The 16,580-nt window shown below is 73.6% G+C and carries 14 protein-coding genes; 8 read left to right on the forward strand and 6 right to left on the reverse strand.

What is annotated here, in order from left to right:
* Positions 1-96: 96 nt before the first annotated feature.
* Entirely contained in the window at positions 97-1,488 is a 1,392-nt protein-coding gene (locus ACF9IK_RS22510) for an LCP family protein (protein ID WP_395295936.1), read from the reverse strand.
* A gap of 249 nt (positions 1,489-1,737) precedes the next feature.
* Here ACF9IK_RS22510 and ACF9IK_RS22515 point away from each other — a divergent pair, with 249 nt between their 5' ends.
* The 4 genes from ACF9IK_RS22515 to ACF9IK_RS22530 all read left to right on the forward strand — a co-directional run bounded on the left by ACF9IK_RS22515 (position 1,738) and on the right by ACF9IK_RS22530 (position 6,289).
* Complete coding sequence (locus ACF9IK_RS22515) at positions 1,738-1,815, forward strand: putative leader peptide (RefSeq protein ID WP_380237219.1); 78 nt, start codon at positions 1,738-1,740, stop codon at positions 1,813-1,815.
* 211 nt (positions 1,816-2,026) lie between these two features.
* Positions 2,027-2,581 (forward strand): NADPH-dependent FMN reductase, encoded by a 555-nt coding sequence (gene ssuE / locus ACF9IK_RS22520; RefSeq protein WP_395295937.1) that lies wholly within the window; start codon positions 2,027-2,029, stop codon positions 2,579-2,581.
* A gap of 321 nt (positions 2,582-2,902) precedes the next feature.
* Positions 2,903-3,691 (forward strand): ABC transporter ATP-binding protein, encoded by a 789-nt coding sequence (locus tag ACF9IK_RS22525; RefSeq protein WP_395295938.1) that lies wholly within the window; start codon positions 2,903-2,905, stop codon positions 3,689-3,691.
* A 15-nt stretch (positions 3,692-3,706) separates the two neighbouring features.
* Positions 3,707-6,289, forward strand: coding sequence for an ABC transporter permease (locus ACF9IK_RS22530; protein ID WP_395298653.1), 2,583 nt, complete (start codon positions 3,707-3,709; stop codon positions 6,287-6,289).
* Between the two features lie 105 nt (positions 6,290-6,394).
* On the opposite strand, the gene ACF9IK_RS22535 is transcribed toward ACF9IK_RS22530, so the two are convergent.
* Positions 6,395-7,900, reverse strand: coding sequence for an LCP family protein (locus tag ACF9IK_RS22535; protein WP_395295939.1), 1,506 nt, complete (start codon positions 7,898-7,900; stop codon positions 6,395-6,397).
* Positions 7,901-8,064: 164 nt separating this feature from the next.
* On the opposite strand from ACF9IK_RS22535, the gene ACF9IK_RS22540 reads away from it, so the two are divergent.
* Positions 8,065-9,105 carry a glycosyltransferase family 2 protein gene (locus ACF9IK_RS22540; protein WP_395295940.1) on the forward strand — a complete coding sequence of 347 codons (1,041 nt, stop codon included), beginning with the start codon at positions 8,065-8,067 and terminating at the stop codon, positions 9,103-9,105.
* 65 nt (positions 9,106-9,170) lie between these two features.
* Complete coding sequence (locus tag ACF9IK_RS22545; protein ID WP_395295941.1) at positions 9,171-9,788, forward strand: acyltransferase; 618 nt, start codon at positions 9,171-9,173, stop codon at positions 9,786-9,788.
* A 50-nt stretch (positions 9,789-9,838) separates the two neighbouring features.
* On the opposite strand, the gene ACF9IK_RS22550 is transcribed toward ACF9IK_RS22545, so the two are convergent.
* The 3 genes from ACF9IK_RS22550 to ACF9IK_RS22560 form a co-directional block, all read right to left on the reverse strand.
* Positions 9,839-11,443 (reverse strand): LCP family protein, encoded by a 1,605-nt coding sequence (locus ACF9IK_RS22550; RefSeq protein ID WP_395295942.1) that lies wholly within the window; start codon positions 11,441-11,443, stop codon positions 9,839-9,841.
* 213 nt (positions 11,444-11,656) lie between these two features.
* Positions 11,657-12,976 carry an LCP family protein gene (locus ACF9IK_RS22555; RefSeq protein ID WP_395295943.1) on the reverse strand — a complete coding sequence of 440 codons (1,320 nt, stop codon included), beginning with the start codon at positions 12,974-12,976 and terminating at the stop codon, positions 11,657-11,659.
* Between the two features lie 36 nt (positions 12,977-13,012).
* Positions 13,013-13,804 (reverse strand): TIGR03089 family protein, encoded by a 792-nt coding sequence (locus ACF9IK_RS22560; RefSeq protein WP_395295944.1) that lies wholly within the window; start codon positions 13,802-13,804, stop codon positions 13,013-13,015.
* Positions 13,805-13,907: 103 nt separating this feature from the next.
* Here ACF9IK_RS22560 and ACF9IK_RS22565 point away from each other — a divergent pair, with 103 nt between their 5' ends.
* Positions 13,908-15,053, forward strand: a complete 1,146-nt coding sequence (locus ACF9IK_RS22565) for a peptidoglycan recognition protein family protein (protein WP_395295945.1) — start codon at positions 13,908-13,910, stop codon at positions 15,051-15,053.
* A gap of 25 nt (positions 15,054-15,078) precedes the next feature.
* Here the strand turns inward: ACF9IK_RS22565 and ACF9IK_RS22570 are convergent, their stop codons facing one another.
* A complete protein-coding gene (locus ACF9IK_RS22570) occupies positions 15,079-15,570 on the reverse strand; it encodes an SgcJ/EcaC family oxidoreductase (protein ID WP_395295946.1) in 492 nt (163 codons plus the stop codon).
* A 53-nt stretch (positions 15,571-15,623) separates the two neighbouring features.
* Between ACF9IK_RS22570 and ACF9IK_RS22575 the strand changes: the two genes are divergently transcribed.
* Positions 15,624-16,559: a DNA-3-methyladenine glycosylase family protein gene (locus ACF9IK_RS22575; protein WP_395295947.1), complete on the forward strand. Its 936-nt coding sequence runs from the start codon at positions 15,624-15,626 to the stop codon at positions 16,557-16,559.
* Positions 16,560-16,580 lie beyond the last annotated feature (21 nt).

Raw genomic sequence — 16,580 nt, forward strand, 5'->3', positions numbered from 1 at the left:
GCAGCGGCGTGCGGCGGGGGCGCGGGGGAACGCGGGAACGGGGGCGGGGCCGGGCAGCAGCCCGGCCCCGCCCCCGTTCCCCCGTCGCTCCGGGGACTACTTCACGTCCGGCACGGCGGTGTCGTTCTTGAACGCGTCGAAGACCTGCTTGGCCTTGGCGCTGTCCCACTTGACCGCGGACTCGCCGGTGCTGGTCCGGAAGTCCGGGTTGGCGATCGGGACGGTGATGCTCTTGCCGCCGCCGCCGTTGACGTCCTTCATCGCGAGGAAGAGGGAGCCGAGGTCGGTCAGCCCGGCGTCCTCGTCGACGATCAGGGTGCCGAGGCCCGAGTCCACCAGCGGGTAGAAGGTGAACGGGTTCAGCAGCGTGGTGGGCGAGGCGGCCTGCTTGGCCAGCGCGCCGAGGAACTTCTGCTGGTTGCGCATCCGGCCGAGGTCCTGGTCGGCCATCTGGTGGCGCTGGCGGACGAAGGCGAGCGCCTGGGTGCCGGTCAGGGTCTGGCAGCCGGCCTTGAGGTCGAGACCGGAGTCCCTGTCCTTGACGTCCTGCTCGATGCACATGTCCACGCCGCCGACCGAGTCCACGATGCCGACGAACCCGGCGAAGCCGATCTCGGCGTAGTGGTCGATCCGGATGCCGGTGTTCAGCTCGACGGTCTGGGTGAGCAGCTTGCCGCCGCCCGCCGCGAACGCAGAGTTGATCTTCGAGGTGGTGGCCTTGACGGTCTTCCCGTTGTCGCCCGGGTGCTCGGGGATCGGCACCCAGGAGTCGCGCGGGATGCTCATCAGGGTGTTCCCGTTGTCCCCGATGTGCAGGATCATCATCGAGTCGCTGCGCTTGCCGCCCGCGTGGCCGGTGTGCAGGTCCTCCTCCTGCGAGTCGGTGAGCCCGTTGCGGCTGTCGGAGCCGACGATCAGCCAGTTGGTGCCCTTGCCCGCGGCCGGGCGCCCGGCGTAGTCGGTGAGCACGTTCTCGTGGTTGAGCTTGGAGTCGGCCCAGAACCACGTGGAGACGGCGGTGACCATCAGCGCGATCACCACGCCGAAGACCGACCACTTGACGATCCTGCGCCGCGGCCAGCGCGAAGAGCGGGCGGCGGTGGCCGGCCGGCCGGCGCCCGGGCCCCCCGGCCCGCCGGGCGCACCGGGGCCGCCGGGGCCGCCGGGCGCACCCGGTGCCTGCTGCGGCGGCACTCCCGGACGGCCGTCCGGCTGTCCGTAGGTCTGCGGCCGGCCGTAGCCGGGGTCGGCGTAGCCCTGCTGCCCGCCGTAGCCGGGGGCCTGCCCCGGTGCGTTCCCGCGGGCCGCGTGCTCGTGGCCCTGTGGCTGCCGCGGCGCCGGGGCGCCCGGCCCACGCGGGTTCAGCGCCGGGGGGAGCGGCGGCTCGGCCGCCGTACCGCCCCCGCCCTGCCCGTACGCGCCGCCGCCGCTGCCGCTGCCGTACGGGGTCCCGCCGCCGCTCGGGCGGCCCTCCTGCCACGTGTTCATGTGGGAGAGGATGCCCGACGCCGGTTGCGGTGACTCCCCCCGGGGCCCCCACCAGGCGCCTTGTAGCAGATTTGATGCACGTGCCGGATCGTTCCGGGGCAACGTCCCGCGGAGGTCCGCACGCCGCCCGTCCCCCTGCCCACTCCCGCCCCCTCAGTCCCGAGACCGTCTCAGCATGCGTCGCGGCCGGTGTTCGCCTGCCGGAACGATCCTTGACCGCCCGGAACGCAGCGTGTTTGCATGACCGCCATGGATCAGCGACGGACCCTCACGCGTCGGCGGCACGTCGACCTCCAGCGTGTGTCCTGTTCGCTCTGTCGTGGCTGACGCGCGCCCGTAGGTCCTGTCCGGCCGAGCCCCTCCCGGCCGAGAACCCTCCTCCCGCTCCGCCTCCGCTCCGCGGTGGCGTCGGCGCCGCGCCGTCTCCACGTACCGCCGCCCCCCGCGGCGCCGATCCACTCGCCCGGCGCCGTCGTCCCGCTCCCGCGGCGCGCCCGGCCCTTCGGCGCTGCCCCGCTTCCCGCCCCGAGGTGAACCCATGGCCACCGTCCTGTCCGTCTCCGGCTCCCCGTCCGCGACCTCCCGCACCACCCGCCTGCTGCGCCACGTCGACGCGCAGCTGACGGCCCGCGGCCACCGCGTCGTCCCCTTCGAGGCACGCAGCCTGCCCGCGCACGCCCTGCTCTCGGGGGACTTCGCGCACCCCGCGATCGTCGCCGCCGCCGAGCTGTTCGCCGAGGCGGACGGCGTGGTCATCGGTACGCCGGTCTACAAGGCGGCCTACTCGGGCCTGCTGAAGACCCTGCTGGACGTGCTGCCGCAGTACGCGCTGACCGGCAAGGCCGTGCTGCCGCTGGCCACCGGCGGCTCCACCGCGCACGTGCTCGCGGTGGACTACGCGCTGCGCCCGGTGCTCAGCTCGATGGGCGCCGGCCACGTCACCCAGGGCTGGTTCGTGCTCGACCGCCACATCACCGTCCGGGAGGACGGCGCCACGGCCGTCGAGCGCGAGACGGACGCGCTGCTGACGCCGGTGGTCGACGGGTTCGCGACGGCACTGGAGCGCCTCGCCGCGCCCGTCCTGACCTGCTGACGGGGGCCTGCGCGGGCCCCCGTACGGGCCGACCCCGAGGAGGGCGGTGGCTACCCCTAGGGGGAGGGGTACCCCGCCCCGTACAACTACGGTTGTGCGGCTTCATACCGGCGGATGACGAGCTGTTCGCCCGGTACTCCTAACGTGGATCACATCCCCGCCCGTCCGAACGGGGCCCGGTTCTGCCGGGTCGGACACCCCGGTCTACCGGGAGGGTGGGGTCAACTCCCGGTCGAGGACTATCCCCTTCACCATGTCGCAGCACAGGTGGGGTCGGCGAGGCTGGGGGCGACGGGTGGGCCCACTTCTTAGGAGACTCCAGTGACGACGGCAGCAGCAGCCGTGTACGACTCCCAGCTTCCCGGCGGCAACTGTGCCGCCGCCGCCTCGGCACGCCAGGTCACCAAGGCCTACGGCAGTGGCGAGACCAGGGTCACCGCGCTGAACGCGGTCGACGTCGACATCCAGCGCGGCCGTTTCACCGCGATCATGGGCCCGTCGGGCTCCGGCAAGTCGACCCTGATGCACTGCCTGGCCGGGCTGGACACCGTGACCGAGGGCCGGATCTGGATCGGCGAGACCGAGATCACCGGCCTGAAGGACAAGCAGCTCACCAAGCTGCGCCGGGACAAGATCGGTTTCATCTTCCAGGCCTTCAACCTGCTTCCCACGCTGAACGCGCTGGAGAACATCACGCTCCCGATGGACATCGCCGGCCGCAAGCCGGACACCGCGTGGCTGGATCAGGTCGTCGAGACGGTCGGCCTGGCCGGCCGGCTCAAGCACCGCCCGACCCAGCTGTCCGGCGGCCAGCAGCAGCGCGTCGCAGTGGCCCGGGCGCTGGCGGCCCGGCCCGAGATCATCTTCGGGGACGAGCCCACCGGGAACCTCGACTCCCGGGCCGGTGCCGAGGTGCTCACCTTCCTGCGCCGCTCGGTCGACGAGCTGGGCCAGACCATCGTCATGGTCACCCACGACCCGGTCGCCGCAGGCTACGCGGACCGCGTGCTCTTCCTCGCCGACGGCGTGATCGTCGACGAGATGCACGCCCCGACCGCCGACTCCGTCCTTGAGCGCATGCGCCGTTTCGACGGCAAGCGCACCAGCTGAGCGGGCGGGCAAAGGATCATGCTGCTCAAGACGTCACTGCGGAGCTTCCTCGCCCACAAGGGGCGGATGGTGCTCTCGCTGATCGCGGTCGTGCTGTCGGTCGCGTTCGTGTCCGGCACCCTGGTGTTCTCCAACACCGCGACCAGCACCTTCGACCGCCTGTTCGCGTCGACGGCCTCCGACATCGCCGTCCAGCCCGCCAAGACCGGGCTCGACGGCGAGGACGACGACGACCGCCCGGCCGGCAGGGTCGCCACGGTGCCGGCCGACACGGTCGAGCGGGTCTCCGCCATCGCCGGGGTCAAGCAGGCCCTCGGCCAGGTCTTCGTCTCCAACGCCGTGCTGGTCAACCCGGTCACCAACAAGGCCATCGGCCCGACCGGCGGTGCCCCGACCCTGACCGGGAACTGGACCGACACCCCGCGCAACTCGGTGGAGATCACCAGCGGCCACGTGCCGCAGGGCTCCGACCAGGTGGTGCTCGACGCCGACACCGCCAAGAAGGCCAAGCTCGGCCTCGGCGACAGGATCCGGGTCATCACCGCGACCAACGGCACCCACGAGTTCACCCTCGCCGGCATCGCCACCTTCAAGACCACCAACCCGGGTGCCGCGCTCGCCTTCCTGGACACCCCGACCGCACAGAAGGACCTCCTCGGCAAGGCCGAGTTCACCTCGGTCGAGGCCTTCGGCGACGGCAGCCGCACCGACGAGCAGCTCAAGGCCGACGCCCTCGGCAAGCTCGGCGGCGGCTTCCAGGTGAAGACGGCCGCGGAGCAGAAGGAGGAGAACAGCAAGGGCGTCGGCTCCTTCCTCAACTTCATGAAGTACGCGATGCTCGGCTTCGCCGGCATCTCGCTGCTGGTCGGCGGCTTCCTGATCATCAACACCTTCTCGATGCTGGTCGCCCAGCGCACCCGCGAGATCGGTCTGCTGCGGGCCATCGGCGGCAGCCGCCGGCAGGTGAACCGCTCGGTGCTGGTGGAGGCGCTGATCCTCGGCGTGCTCGGCTCCACCCTCGGCCTCGGCGCCGGCCTGGGCCTGGCGGTGGGTCTGATCGGCCTGATGAACGCGGTCGGCATGAACCTCGACGCCGGCGACCTGCAGATCGGGCTGAACGTGCCGATCGCGGCCTACGCGGTGGGCATCGTGATCACCGTGCTGGCCGCCTGGATACCGGCCCGCCGGGCCAGCCGGATCGCCCCGATGGCCGCCCTGCGCGACCACGGCACGCCCGCCGAGGCCCGCTCCAACGTGGTCCGGACGATCGCCGGCCTGGTGCTGACCGCCGGTGGCGGCGGCCTGCTGGTGCTCGCGGCCTCGGCGGACAAGGCGGCGACCGGCGGGCAGTACCTCGGCCTCGGCGTGCTGCTCACCCTGATCGGCTTCGTCGTCCTCGGCCCGCTGCTGGCCACCACCGTGGTCCGGGTGCTCGGCGCGGCCCTGCCGGCCGTGTTCGGCCCGTCCGGCAAGCTGGCCCAGCGCAACGCGATGCGCAGCCCGCGTCGTACCGGTGCCACCGCGGCCGCGCTGATGATCGGCCTGGCGCTGGTCATCGGGGCCTCGGTCTTCACCTCGTCCATGATCGAGTCCACCAACCAGCAGATCGACAAGTCGGTCGGCGCCGACTATGTGATCTCCAGCAGCCAGGGGATCGTCAACCCCGACATGGTCAAGGCCGCCGCGGGGACGCCGGGGCTCGCCCACGTCACCGAGCACAAGAACCTGCCGGCGCTGCTGACCCTGCCGGGCGGCGGCACGTTCAAGAAGCACGTCTCCGCGGTCTCGGCGACCTTCGGCGACGACTTCCGGCTGGAGCTGAAGTCCGGGGCGGTCGAGTCGCTGAAGCAGGGGGCGCTGGCGGTCGGCGAGGAGTTCGCCACCGAGCAGAAGCTCAAGGTCGGTGACGCCGTCAAGGTCGACTACGGCAACGGCCACACCCAGTCCGTCCCGGTCGGGGCCGTCCTGGCCAAGGGCGACTCGCTCTTCGCCGGCGCGACCTTCGTCGGCATCGACACCCTGGCCAAGGCCGTTCCGGCCGCCGACATGCCGCTCGACGTGCAGCTCTACGGCAAGGCCGCGGCCGGTGCCGACGTCGCCAAGACGCTCGGTGCACTGGAGGAATCGCTCAAGGACTACCCGCAGCTCACGGTCCGGGACCAGGCCGGCTACAAGGAGCTGGTCCAGGACCAGGTCAACACCCTGCTCTACATGATCTACGGCCTGCTCGCCCTGGCGATCGTGGTCGCGGTGCTCGGCGTGGTCAACACCCTGGCGCTCTCGGTGGTCGAGCGGACCCGCGAGATCGGCCTGCTGCGGGCGATCGGGCTCTCCCGCCGCCAGCTGCGCCGCATGATCCGGCTGGAGTCGGTGGTGATCGCCCTCTTCGGCGCCGTCCTCGGCACCGGGCTCGGCCTGGCCTGGGGCATCACCGGGCAGCAGGTCCTGAAGGAGCAGGGCCTGGCGGTGCTGTCCGTGCCGACCGGCACGATCGCCGTCACGTTGGTCGCCTCGGTGGTGATCGGCCTGGTGGCCGCCCTCGTCCCGGCCTTCCGGGCCGGGCGGATGAACGTCCTCGCGGCCATCGCGACGGACTGACCCCGGGATCCGGGGGGATCGGGGTCGAACGGGGGGCCGCAGGGGCCGGGTGCGAACCAGCACCCGGCCCCTGCGGCGTGCCCGGCAGGATCCGTGAGGCGCTCCCTACGGGCAGATGATCTCCGCCGCCGTCTCCGCGGCGATCCCGGCGCCGCCCGGCGCCGCACCCGACGGGGCCGCCGCGGCCGGCGGGGCGGGCGCCTGGCCCTGGCCCGGGCCCGCCGCGGCACCGCCCGCCCCCGGCTGGTCGGCGCCCGCGTACACCTGAAGGGTGGGCCCGAGTCCCGGGACGGCCGTGAGCTCCGCGCCCGGCAGCGCAGCCGCCAGGACCCGGGCCGACTCGGCCCACCGCGGGTCGTACCGGACCGCCGTCCGGCCGGGCGGTGTGCCCGCCGGGGCGTTGGACGGCGCACCGGTGGTGGCGAACCCCGCCCGCCGCAGGTCGCCGTCGACCCGGGCGCCCAGTCCGGGCACGCCGGTCGCGTTGAACACCTGGACGTGCACCTGCTCCGGTGCGACGGAGGGCTCCCGGGCCGGGGCGGCCGGGGGCGAGCCGGCGGCCGGGACGGCGGTGGCCTCCGGGGCCGTCTCCGCCAGCGGCCGCCCGGACCGCACCGCGTCGAACAGGGCCCGCGCCCCCGCCTGGTCCCAGAGCACGGTCGAGCCCCAGCCGGGCACCTGGTGGTCCACCTGTGCCAGCGGTACGGTCGCGAAGTCGGCCCGGCCGTCGGTGAGGTCCTTCATCCGGGTCGCCAGCGTGACCAGGTCGTCCGCGCCGAGGTCCTTGTCGGCCTTCACCGAGCCGAGCACGCTGTCCGTCACCCGGGCCAGCCGGACCGGGTTGAGCAGGGTGCCGCTGCCGGTCACCTGGTGCAGCAGCTGGGCGACGAACTTCTGCTGCCGGTGCATCCGCCCCAGGTCGGAGCTGCCGTCCACGTGCCGGGCACGGACGTACTTGAGCGCCCCGGCGCCGTCCAGCGTGCTGGTGCCCGCGGGCAGGTCGAGGCCGGAGTACTCGTCCCTGAGCGGCTTGGCGGTGCAGACCCGCACCCCGCCGACGGCGTCCACGGCGGAGACGAAGGCGGTGAAGTTCACCTGCAGGTAGTGGTCGATCCGCAGCCCGGTGTTCTGCTCCACGGTGGCGACGGTGAGTTGCGGCCCGCCCAACCCGTAGGCCGCGTTGATCTTCCCCTTGCCCGCCGGGACCTCCCTGCGGGTGACCCGGTCCCGGTGGGCGGGGATGTCCACGTACGAGTCGCGCGGGATGCTGATCACACTGGCCCGGGCACCGTCCCCGGCGAGCCGGACGATCATCATGGTGTCGGTGCAGTGGCAGGACTCGCCCCCCGCGTGCAGCACGTCCTTGAGCGTCTTCTCCGGGATGCCGTCCCGCTCGTCGGTGCCGACCACGAGGAAGGTGGTGGAGCCGTCGTCGGCGGGCCGGGCCTGGTCGCTGCTGAAGGCGTCGACCCGGTCGATCGAGCCGAGGCCGTCCAGGACCGCCCAGCCGCCGCAGGAGGTGGCGAGGACGCCGAGGGCGACGCCCGCGGCCAGCCGTCGGGGCCAGGAGCGGCGCCGTTCGGGCTGGGCGGTGAGGGGGGAGACGGGCATCTCTCGGATGGTAGGGGCGGCCTGTGCCGGGCCGGGTGAGGGCGCGCCGGGGGTGGCGGGTACGGTGGGCGCGACCGATGAAACGTTCCTCCAACGCAGGGTGCGCGGAGCTGCCCAGACCGGGACAAGACGGAGACCCGTCCTCACCGGTACGGTTGGCCCCGATGAACACCAAGGCTGCTGAGGAGCTGCCGGCGGTCTCCGTGATCATGCCGGTGCTCAACGAGGAACGACACCTGCGTACGGCCGTCCGGCACATCCTGGAACAGGACTACGCCGGGCCGATGGAGGTGGTCATCGCCCTCGGTCCGTCCTCCGACCGCACTGCGCAGATCGCCGCCGAGCTGGCCGCCGAGGACCCGCGGGTCCGGACCGTGGAGAACCCCACCGGTCGCACACCCGCCGGGCTGAACGCCGCCATCCGCGGCTCCAGCCATCCGATAGTGGTCCGCGTCGACGGGCACGGCCTGCTGACCCCGGGGTACATCACCACGGCGGTCCGGCTGCTCGGCGAGATGGAGGCGGCCAACGTCGGCGGCATCATGCACGCCGAGGGCGAGACCGAGTGGGAGAACGCGGTCGCCGCCGCGATGACCTCCAAGATCGGTGTCGGGAACGCGGCCTTCCACACCGGCGGCCTGGCGGGCCCGGCCGACACCGTCTACCTCGGGGTGTTCCGGCGCGAGGTGCTGGAGAAGCTCGGCGGCTACAACGAGGAGTTCGTCCGAGCCCAGGACTGGGAGCTCAACTACCGCATCCGCCAGGACGGCGGGCTGGTCTGGTTCACCCCGCAGCTGCGGGTCACCTACCGGCCGCGCCCCAGCGTTCGGGCGCTGGCCAAGCAGTACAAGGACTACGGCCGCTGGCGCCGGGTGGTCACCCGCTACCACCGGGGCTCGGTCAACCTGCGCTACCTCGCCCCGCCGGCCGCGTTCCTGGCCGTGACGATCGGGCTGCTGCTCGGTGCCGCCGTCCACCCGGCCTTCCTCGCGGTGCCCGGCGCCTACCTGGCGGGGATCGTCGGCGGCGCGCTGGTCGAGGGGCGCGGCCTCTCGTTCCGGGCGAAGGCCCTCCTGCCGGTGGCCTTCGCCACCATGCACCTCAGCTGGGGCTTCGGCTTCCTCACCTCGCCGCGCTCGCTCGCCCGCCGGGTGATCGGCAGCCGTGCGCCGTCGCCGGCCAACGTGGTCACCGAGGCCCGCTGACCCGATCCGGCCAATCCCACGGTCCCGCCCTCCCGTCCCCCGCTCCGCCGCTATCGTCGGGCGCCATGGGGACAGTTGAGGGCGGGTCCGTCGTCGGTGCCCGGGTCGAGCCGAGCGCGGACGTGGACGAACGGGCGGTGCTCGGCGCCGGGACGACCGTCTGGCACCTGGCCCAGGTGCGCGAGGACGCGGTGATCGGCGCGGACTGCATCGTCGGGCGCGGCGCCTACGTCGGCCCGGGCGTGCGGATCGGGGACCGGGTCAAGCTGCAGAACCACGCGCTGGTGTACGAGCCCGCCGTGCTGGAGGACGGGGTGTTCGTCGGCCCGGCGGCCGTGCTCACCAACGACCTCTACCCGCGCTCGGTCGACGTCGACGGCCGCCTCAAGCGCGGTGACGACTGGCAGGCCCGCGGGGTGACGCTCCGCCGGGGCTGCTCGATCGGCGGCCGCGCCGTCCTGGTCGCCGGGGTGACGGTGGGCCGCTGGGCCCTCGTCGCCGCGGGTGCCGTCGTCCACCGGGACGTGCCGGACTTCGCGCTGGTCGCCGGCGTCCCGGCGCGTCGGATCAAGTGGGTCGGCCGGGCCGGCGAACCGCTGGAGCCGGCCGGCCCGGACCGTTGGCACTGCCCGCGCACCGGTGAGGACTACCGCGAGACCGACGGCACGCTCGCCCTGCTCTGACGGACCGGGCCGCGAGCCCGCGGGCCACGGCAACGCGGCGCCGGACGGCGCTACTTGGCGCAGACGTCGGTGTCGTCCGCCTGGACGCGCTGGAGGTCCTCGGGCGCCTCGGTCGGCACCGCGCCGGGTGACGCAGCCGCCGCCACCGCGTCCTTGCCGAGGACCACCGCCAGCCCGTCCCCGGCACCTGCCTTCGGATTCTCCTCGACGGCGTCGTCCGGCACGCCGAGCACGGCGGCCAGGGCGGCTGCCGCGGCGGCCTTCCCTGCCGGATAGGTGATCGAAGTGGCAGCTGCGGCGGGCGCGTTGGCGGCGGTCGCGGCCCGGGTGAAGCCCTTGGTCCGGAGCCGGTCGACGGTCTGCTGCGCCCGCCCGGGCGTCCCGCTGCCGTTGCGCACCGTCACCCGGAGGCCCTTGGCGTCGTCCGCCGCGGCGGAGACCGTCGGTGAGGCGGACGCGGCGGAGGCCGTCGGCGCGGCGGGCGCAGCGGTCTCGGTCAGCGAACGGTCGTTGGCCACCAGCGAGAACAGCTGCCCCGCGTCGGGCTGCTTGAGCATCAGCCGGTTCTTGTTCCTCGCGTCGTCCGCGACCGGCACGGTGGCGAAGGTGATGTTCCCGGTGTCCACCTTGCTGACGTCCAGCGCGAGGTCCTTCAGCTTGTCGACGCTGCCGATGCCGTCGTCCACGGTGAGCGCCTTGGTCGCGGCGTCCGCCAGCTTCCACAGCTTGGTCGGGCTGGTCAGGGTGTCACCGCTCTTGACCGAGCGGATCATCGAGCTGATGAACTGCTGCTGCAGCGGGATCCGGGTGAGGTCGCCGCCCAGGCCGACGGCGTGCCGGGTACGGACGAAGGCCAGCGCCTCGTCGCCCTGCACCACGTGCCGGCCCTTGCTCATCCTCAGGTGGGAATCCGGGTCGTTGATGTCCTTGGCCGCGCACACCTCGACCCCGCCGACGGCGGTGGAGAGCGTCTTCACGGCCTCGAAGTTGACCATCACGAAGTGGTCGACCCGGATTCCGGTCAGCTTTTCCACGGTCTTCCAGGTGCAGCCCGGATCGCGGCCCTCCTGGCCGAGGCTCTCGTTGAACATCGCCCGCGACGTACCGGGGATCGCCTTCCCGGTGCTGGTCCGGCACTCCGGGATCGGCACCATCAGGTCGCGCGGGAGACTCACCACCGTCGCATTGCTGCGGTCCTTGGCGACGTGGAAGAGCAGGGTCGTGTCGGCGTGCCCGGCGCTGCCCTCGTCGCCGTACTCGCGGCCGAGGCCCTCCCGGCTGTCGGTGCCGATGACCAGGATGTTGAGGGCGTCGCCGGCCGGCTTGGGCCGCTCGGCCTCGTCGCCCAACTGCACCTTGACGGCGGTGATGTTGCTGTTGAAGTGCTGGTACGCGTAGTACGCGCCGCCACAGCCGGCCGCCAGGACCAGCGCTCCCACGCCGGCCGTCCACTTCAGCGCCCGCCGGCGGCTGCGCCGGGTGAGCGCCCTGCGGCGGGCGGCCCGTCCGCCCGGGTGCACGGACCCGGCGGCGGTGGCCGGCTCGGGTGCGGGCCCGGCGGCCGGCTCGGGGGCCGCCCCCCGGCGGCGCTGGGCCGGGATGCCGGTGGCCGGGTCGAGCCGGTACGGCCCGGTGTCCTGCCTGTCCTGCTGCACGGGTTCCCTCCCTCCGGCCGGTCCGCGGATCGGTGCGTCCGCTCGCGCACCGACCCGGACACCCTAGACGAGCCGGGTGGGGGAATTGTTCCTGGTGTGATCTCCGCCATGTCCGGAGAATGCAATTCGGCAGGCGGCCGGGCCGGCCGGGAATTCCCGGGGAATACCTCCCAAGATCATGATCTGTACACGAAAGGGTGACCTGGCGGGACGTCAATGAACGGCACAGGCATCCACGTCGGCGGTTCGGCCCTCGAAGGACGGCGGCGTGGTGGAGGCCGGTGTCGCGGCGGTCGGCGACGGCCCCGTGGCCCGGTCCGAACCGGGCGCGGCGGACGGCCCGCCGGACGCGCTCGCCGACGCGCTCGACCGCGCGCTCGCCGAGGCCCGCGCGGACGTGCCCGCCGGGGCCGACGGGTTCGGCGGCCGGACGGTGACCGGGCGGTCGTCGCGCAGCGCCGTGAACAGCTGGGTGGTCTGCGGCTGCACGAACTCGTCCCGGTCCGAGTCGAAGCGGTACGGCCGGCGCGGTGCGGTCAGGAACACCACGTCGGCGGACGGGATGCCCCGCAGCTCCTGGGTCAGGTCGTAGAGCGCGCCCAGTGAGGAGAGCCCGCCGTCGGCCTGGATCGAGGAGGTCGCCGCGTCCAGTACCGGCCAGAGCCGGGCCGGGTTGAGCAGCACGTCCTGCGACTGCACCTTGCGGATCAGGGCGGCCAGGAACTGCTGTTGGCGGCCCATCCGCTGGGTGTCGCTGCCGTCGCCGAGGGTCTCCCGGGCCCGGACGTAGCCGAGCGCCTGCTCGCCGTGCAGGGTCTGCCGCCCGGCCGCCAGGTCGAGCTTGGCGTCCTTGTCGTGGATCGCCTGCGGGACGCAGACCTCGACCCCGTCGACGGCGTCCACCATGGCCTTGAACCCCGTGAAGTCGAGGATCACGTAGTGGTCCATCCGGATGCCGCTGAGCTGCTCGACGGTCCGGATCGAGCAGGCCGGACCTCCGGTCTCGAACGCGGCGTTGAACTGCAGCAGCGCAGGCCGGCTCCGGGTGCCGTCCGGCTTCTCGCAGGCCGGGACGGTGACCATGACGTCGCGCGGGATGGAGACCGCGGTCGCGTGCCGCCGGTCGGCCGCGAGGTGCAGCAGGATCGTGGTGTCCGAGCGCCGGCCGCCGACCTCGCCGTACGAGGAGTTGGCCCCGGTGCGGTCGTCGCTGCCGATCAGCAGGATGTTCTCCGCCCCCTTGGCGCCGGCGGTGCGGCTGGGCCGTTCGGCCTCCAGTCTGGCCAGCAGTTGGTCGGTGGCCGAGTCGGTCCGGATGTTGCCGTCCAGCTTGCGGTAGGCGATCCAGAGCAGTGTGCCGCAGGCGATCAGGAGGAAGGCGAGAGCGCCGGCGGTGATCATCAGCCACCGCCGGCGTCTGCGCTTCGGTGTGCGCGGGAGGTCCGGGTCCTGGTCCGGGTGAGTGCCCGGGGGAGGCGTTCCCCCGGGTGGTGAGCTGTCGGTCGGGGGGTGCTCGGTGTCGTCCTCGGCCATGGCAGGGATCCCTACCCGCCGGGCCCGAGCCGGGGGTTACCCGAGGCGCAGTGTCACCCGTTCGGACTCGACGCGCTTCTCCCACTGCTCGGCGCTCAGCCCCTCGGAGTTACGGCAGAGCACCACCGAGGCGCCGGCTGCCAGCGGCGCGAGCAGGCCGGCCTCCAGGCCCGCCCAGTCGTCGTACGAGAGGGTGGAGAGCACCCGGTCGCCGGTGTCGACGCCCAGTCGGGTGGCGCCCTCCCGGGCGAGTTGGACGGTCTGGTCACCGGTCAGCTTCAGCGGCAGGCCGTCGACCAGGGTCTCCAGCGCCGGGGCGTCCGGCGTGACGGGGGAGTACGGCGCGAAGCGGTCGCCCTGGCCCGGCACCTCGGCGGCGTAGTCCAGGAAGCCGTCCGGGCGCTGCGGGAAGCGGCCGCCGAGCGGGCGCAGTGCGAGGGCCACCCGTTCGCCCTCGCACGCCTGGGCGGCCTCCAGGCCGTCGGGGCCGCTGACCACCAGGTCGGCGGCGGCCGGGTCGCCGCCCGGAACCGCGGCGACCCCGACCGACCAGCAGGCCAGCAGCCAGACGGCGCTCTGCCAGTGGGCGGGCAGCAGCAGGGCGGCGCGGTCGCCGGGGCCGGCGTTCAGTTCGTCCTGGAGCAGGTTGGCGGTCTTGGCCACCCAGTTGTCGAAGGTCCGGGCGGAGAGCTCCACCCGTTCGCCGGTGGCGTCGTCGTAGAAGGTGACCAGCGGGGCCGCGGGGTCGACTGAGGGAGAGCCACCTCGCAGGTAAGCGTGCAGCAGCTCGACGGGGGTGCGGGCATCGGCAGCGAAAGGCGAAGTCATGGTGCGCCCCAGCCTACGGCCTCCGGGCGGGCGACCGGGAGGGGCGCCGGACCGGGGTGAACTGGCGTGGCGTCAGAAGCGGTTTGTCGTCAATATCCTTTTTATGCGTATCTCACTTCTCGCCGGTGCCGCCGCTGGCTGCACCGCCGCCCTGCTCCTGCAACCACTCGCCGTCGGCGCCACGACCGAGCCGGCCCCGACCCGGCAAGCCTCGGCCGGCGGCGGATCGGTGACGACCGTCCCGCTCGCCCACACCGAGCACGGGTCCTCGACCCGCTCCACCAAGCCCTTCTCACTCGTCGGGGTCAGCTGGGACGACCCCCGGGGCTCGCTGGAAGGCGCCTCGGTCCGCGTCCGCACCCGCAGCATCGCCACCGGCGCCTGGAGCACGTGGCACGAACTGGACGTCGACGGCGAGGACGCGCCCGACGAGCGCGACGGCCGGTCCGGGGCTCGGGGCGCCTCGGCGCCGCTGTGGACCGGCCCCAGCGACGGCCTGTCCGTCGAGATCACCCCCGGTCCGCGCGGACTGCCCGCCGGGCTGCGGGCCGAGCTGGTCGACCCCGGCCACGGCGCCACCGCCGTACCCACCGCCCCGCGCACCCTTCCGGCGGAATCGCCACCCGCGCGGAGGGCCGACCACGAGGCACCGCGGCCGGGCATCGTCACCCGGGCCGGCTGGGGCGCCGACGAGTCGCTGCGCGACCCGGGCTTCGTCTACACCGGGCAGGTCCGGGCGGTCTTCGTCCACCACACCGCCACCGTCACCGACTACTCGTGCAGCGACGCGCCGCAGATGATCCGGGCGATCTACCAGTACCACGTCCAGAGCAACGGCTGGCGGGACATCGGCTACAACTTCCTGGTCGACCGCTGCGGCACCATCTACGAGGGCCGGGCCGGTGGGGTCGACCAGCCCGTGTTCGGCGCGCACACCCTCGGCTTCAACACCGACAGCGCGGGCGTCGCCGCGCTGGGCACCTTCACCTCGAACAGCCCGGAGCAGACCCTGGTCGACGGCGTCAGCAAGATCGCCGCCTGGAAGCTCGGCCTCACCGGCCAGGACGCCGGCGGCACCACCGACCTGACCTCCGGTTCCTCACAGAGCCGCTACCCGAAGGGCACGGTCGTCTCCTTCGCCACCATCTCCGGCCACCGGGACGCCTTCGCCACCGACTGCCCCGGCGGCGCCCTCTACCAGCGGCTCGGCGACATCCGCTCCTGGGCCGCCCACCTCCAGGGGCGCTGACCCCGCCACCGCACCCGCTGCCCCGCTACACCGGCCCCGGCCCTCGCCCTATCAAGGACCGCAGTTCCGCGGTCAGCGCCCGGGCGAGGTCCGGCCGGAGGTCGTAGCGGGCCGGGGTGGTCTGCATCAGCGCGATCCGCCAACCCGCGCCCGCGTCGACCGCGATCATCGTCTGCAGCGCGTTGAGCGCCGGGTCGATGTCCTCGGCCTCGTCCGGCACCATCCCGGCGACGGCGTCCAACTGCACCACGCCGGGCCCGAGCGCCCGAACCCGCCGCACCTTGGCGACGAACTCGGGCGGCACGTGGTCCGTGAAGATCCGCCCCAGTTCGGCGGCGATCACCGAGCGCCCGCTGTGCCGGGTGCCGTCGAAACCGATCACCTCCCCGTCCTCGGTGAACGGACCGGCGAAGGCCGCGCCGTCCTGCAGGTTCCAGCCGTCCAGCGCCCGGCGGTAGAGCGCCCGTACCGCGCTCTCGTCCGCCGAGGACAGCTCCGGCAGCCGCGTATCGTTCATAGTCCCATCGTCGGCGAAGGCGGTGGAGCCGGACAGCGGAGGCGAGGCGGGCGGTGACGGGCGAGGCCGCGAGCGGGCCGGCGGCGGTGCGCCGCTGGCGGCCGGGCTACCCCCTGGACGTGGCCCGCACCCTGCTGCCGCTGCGCCGCGGCCCGGCCGACCCGGCGTACCGGACCACAGGCGACGGCGCGGTGTGGCGGGCCTCCCGGACACCGGCCGGCATCGGCACTCTGCGGGTGCTGCCCCGACCGGCCGAGGGCGCGGTCGAGGCGAGTGCCTGGGGTCCGGGCGCGCAGTGGCTGCTGGACCGGCTTCCGGCGCTGCTCGGCGCGGAGGACGACCCGGCGGGCCTGGTCCTCCCGCCCGGCCCGCTGCGGGACGCCCAGCGGCGGACCGCCGGGATCCGGCTCACCAGCACCGGGCTGGTCCTGGAGTCGCTGGTACCCGCGATCCTGGAGCAGAAGGTCACCACCGGCGAGGCGTACCGAGCCTGGCGCACCCTGCTGCGCGACTTCGGCACCCGGGCGCCGGGCCCGGCCGAGGGCATGAGGGTGGCGCCGTCGGCCCGCGAGTGGGCGATGGTCCCGAGCTGGGAGTGGCACCGCGCGGGCGTCGACCCGAAGCGCTCGGCGACGGTCGTGCGCGCCGTCCGGCTGGCTCCCCGGTTGGAGGAGGCCTCGGCGATGGACCGGGCCGCCGCGTTCGCCCGGCTCACCGCGGTCCCGGGCATCGGCGTCTGGACGGCCGCCGAGACGCTGCAACGCAGCAACGGCGACCCGGACGCCGTCTCGGTGGGCGACTTCCACCTCCCCAACCTGGTCGGCTGGGCCCTGGGAGGTCGCCCGCGCAGCGACGACGCCCAGATGCTCGCGCTGCTTGAGCCCTATCGCCCCCACCGCCACCGTCTCTGCCGGCTGCTGTTGTCCACCGGTACCCACGCCCCGCGCTACGGACCGCGCCTCGCCCCCGAGGACCACCGGGGACGGTGAGCCGGGCCCGACCGGGTGCAC

It is taken from the genome of Kitasatospora hibisci (assembly GCF_043950205.1).
Classification (GTDB): Bacteria; Actinomycetota; Actinomycetes; order Streptomycetales; family Streptomycetaceae; genus Kitasatospora; species Kitasatospora hibisci.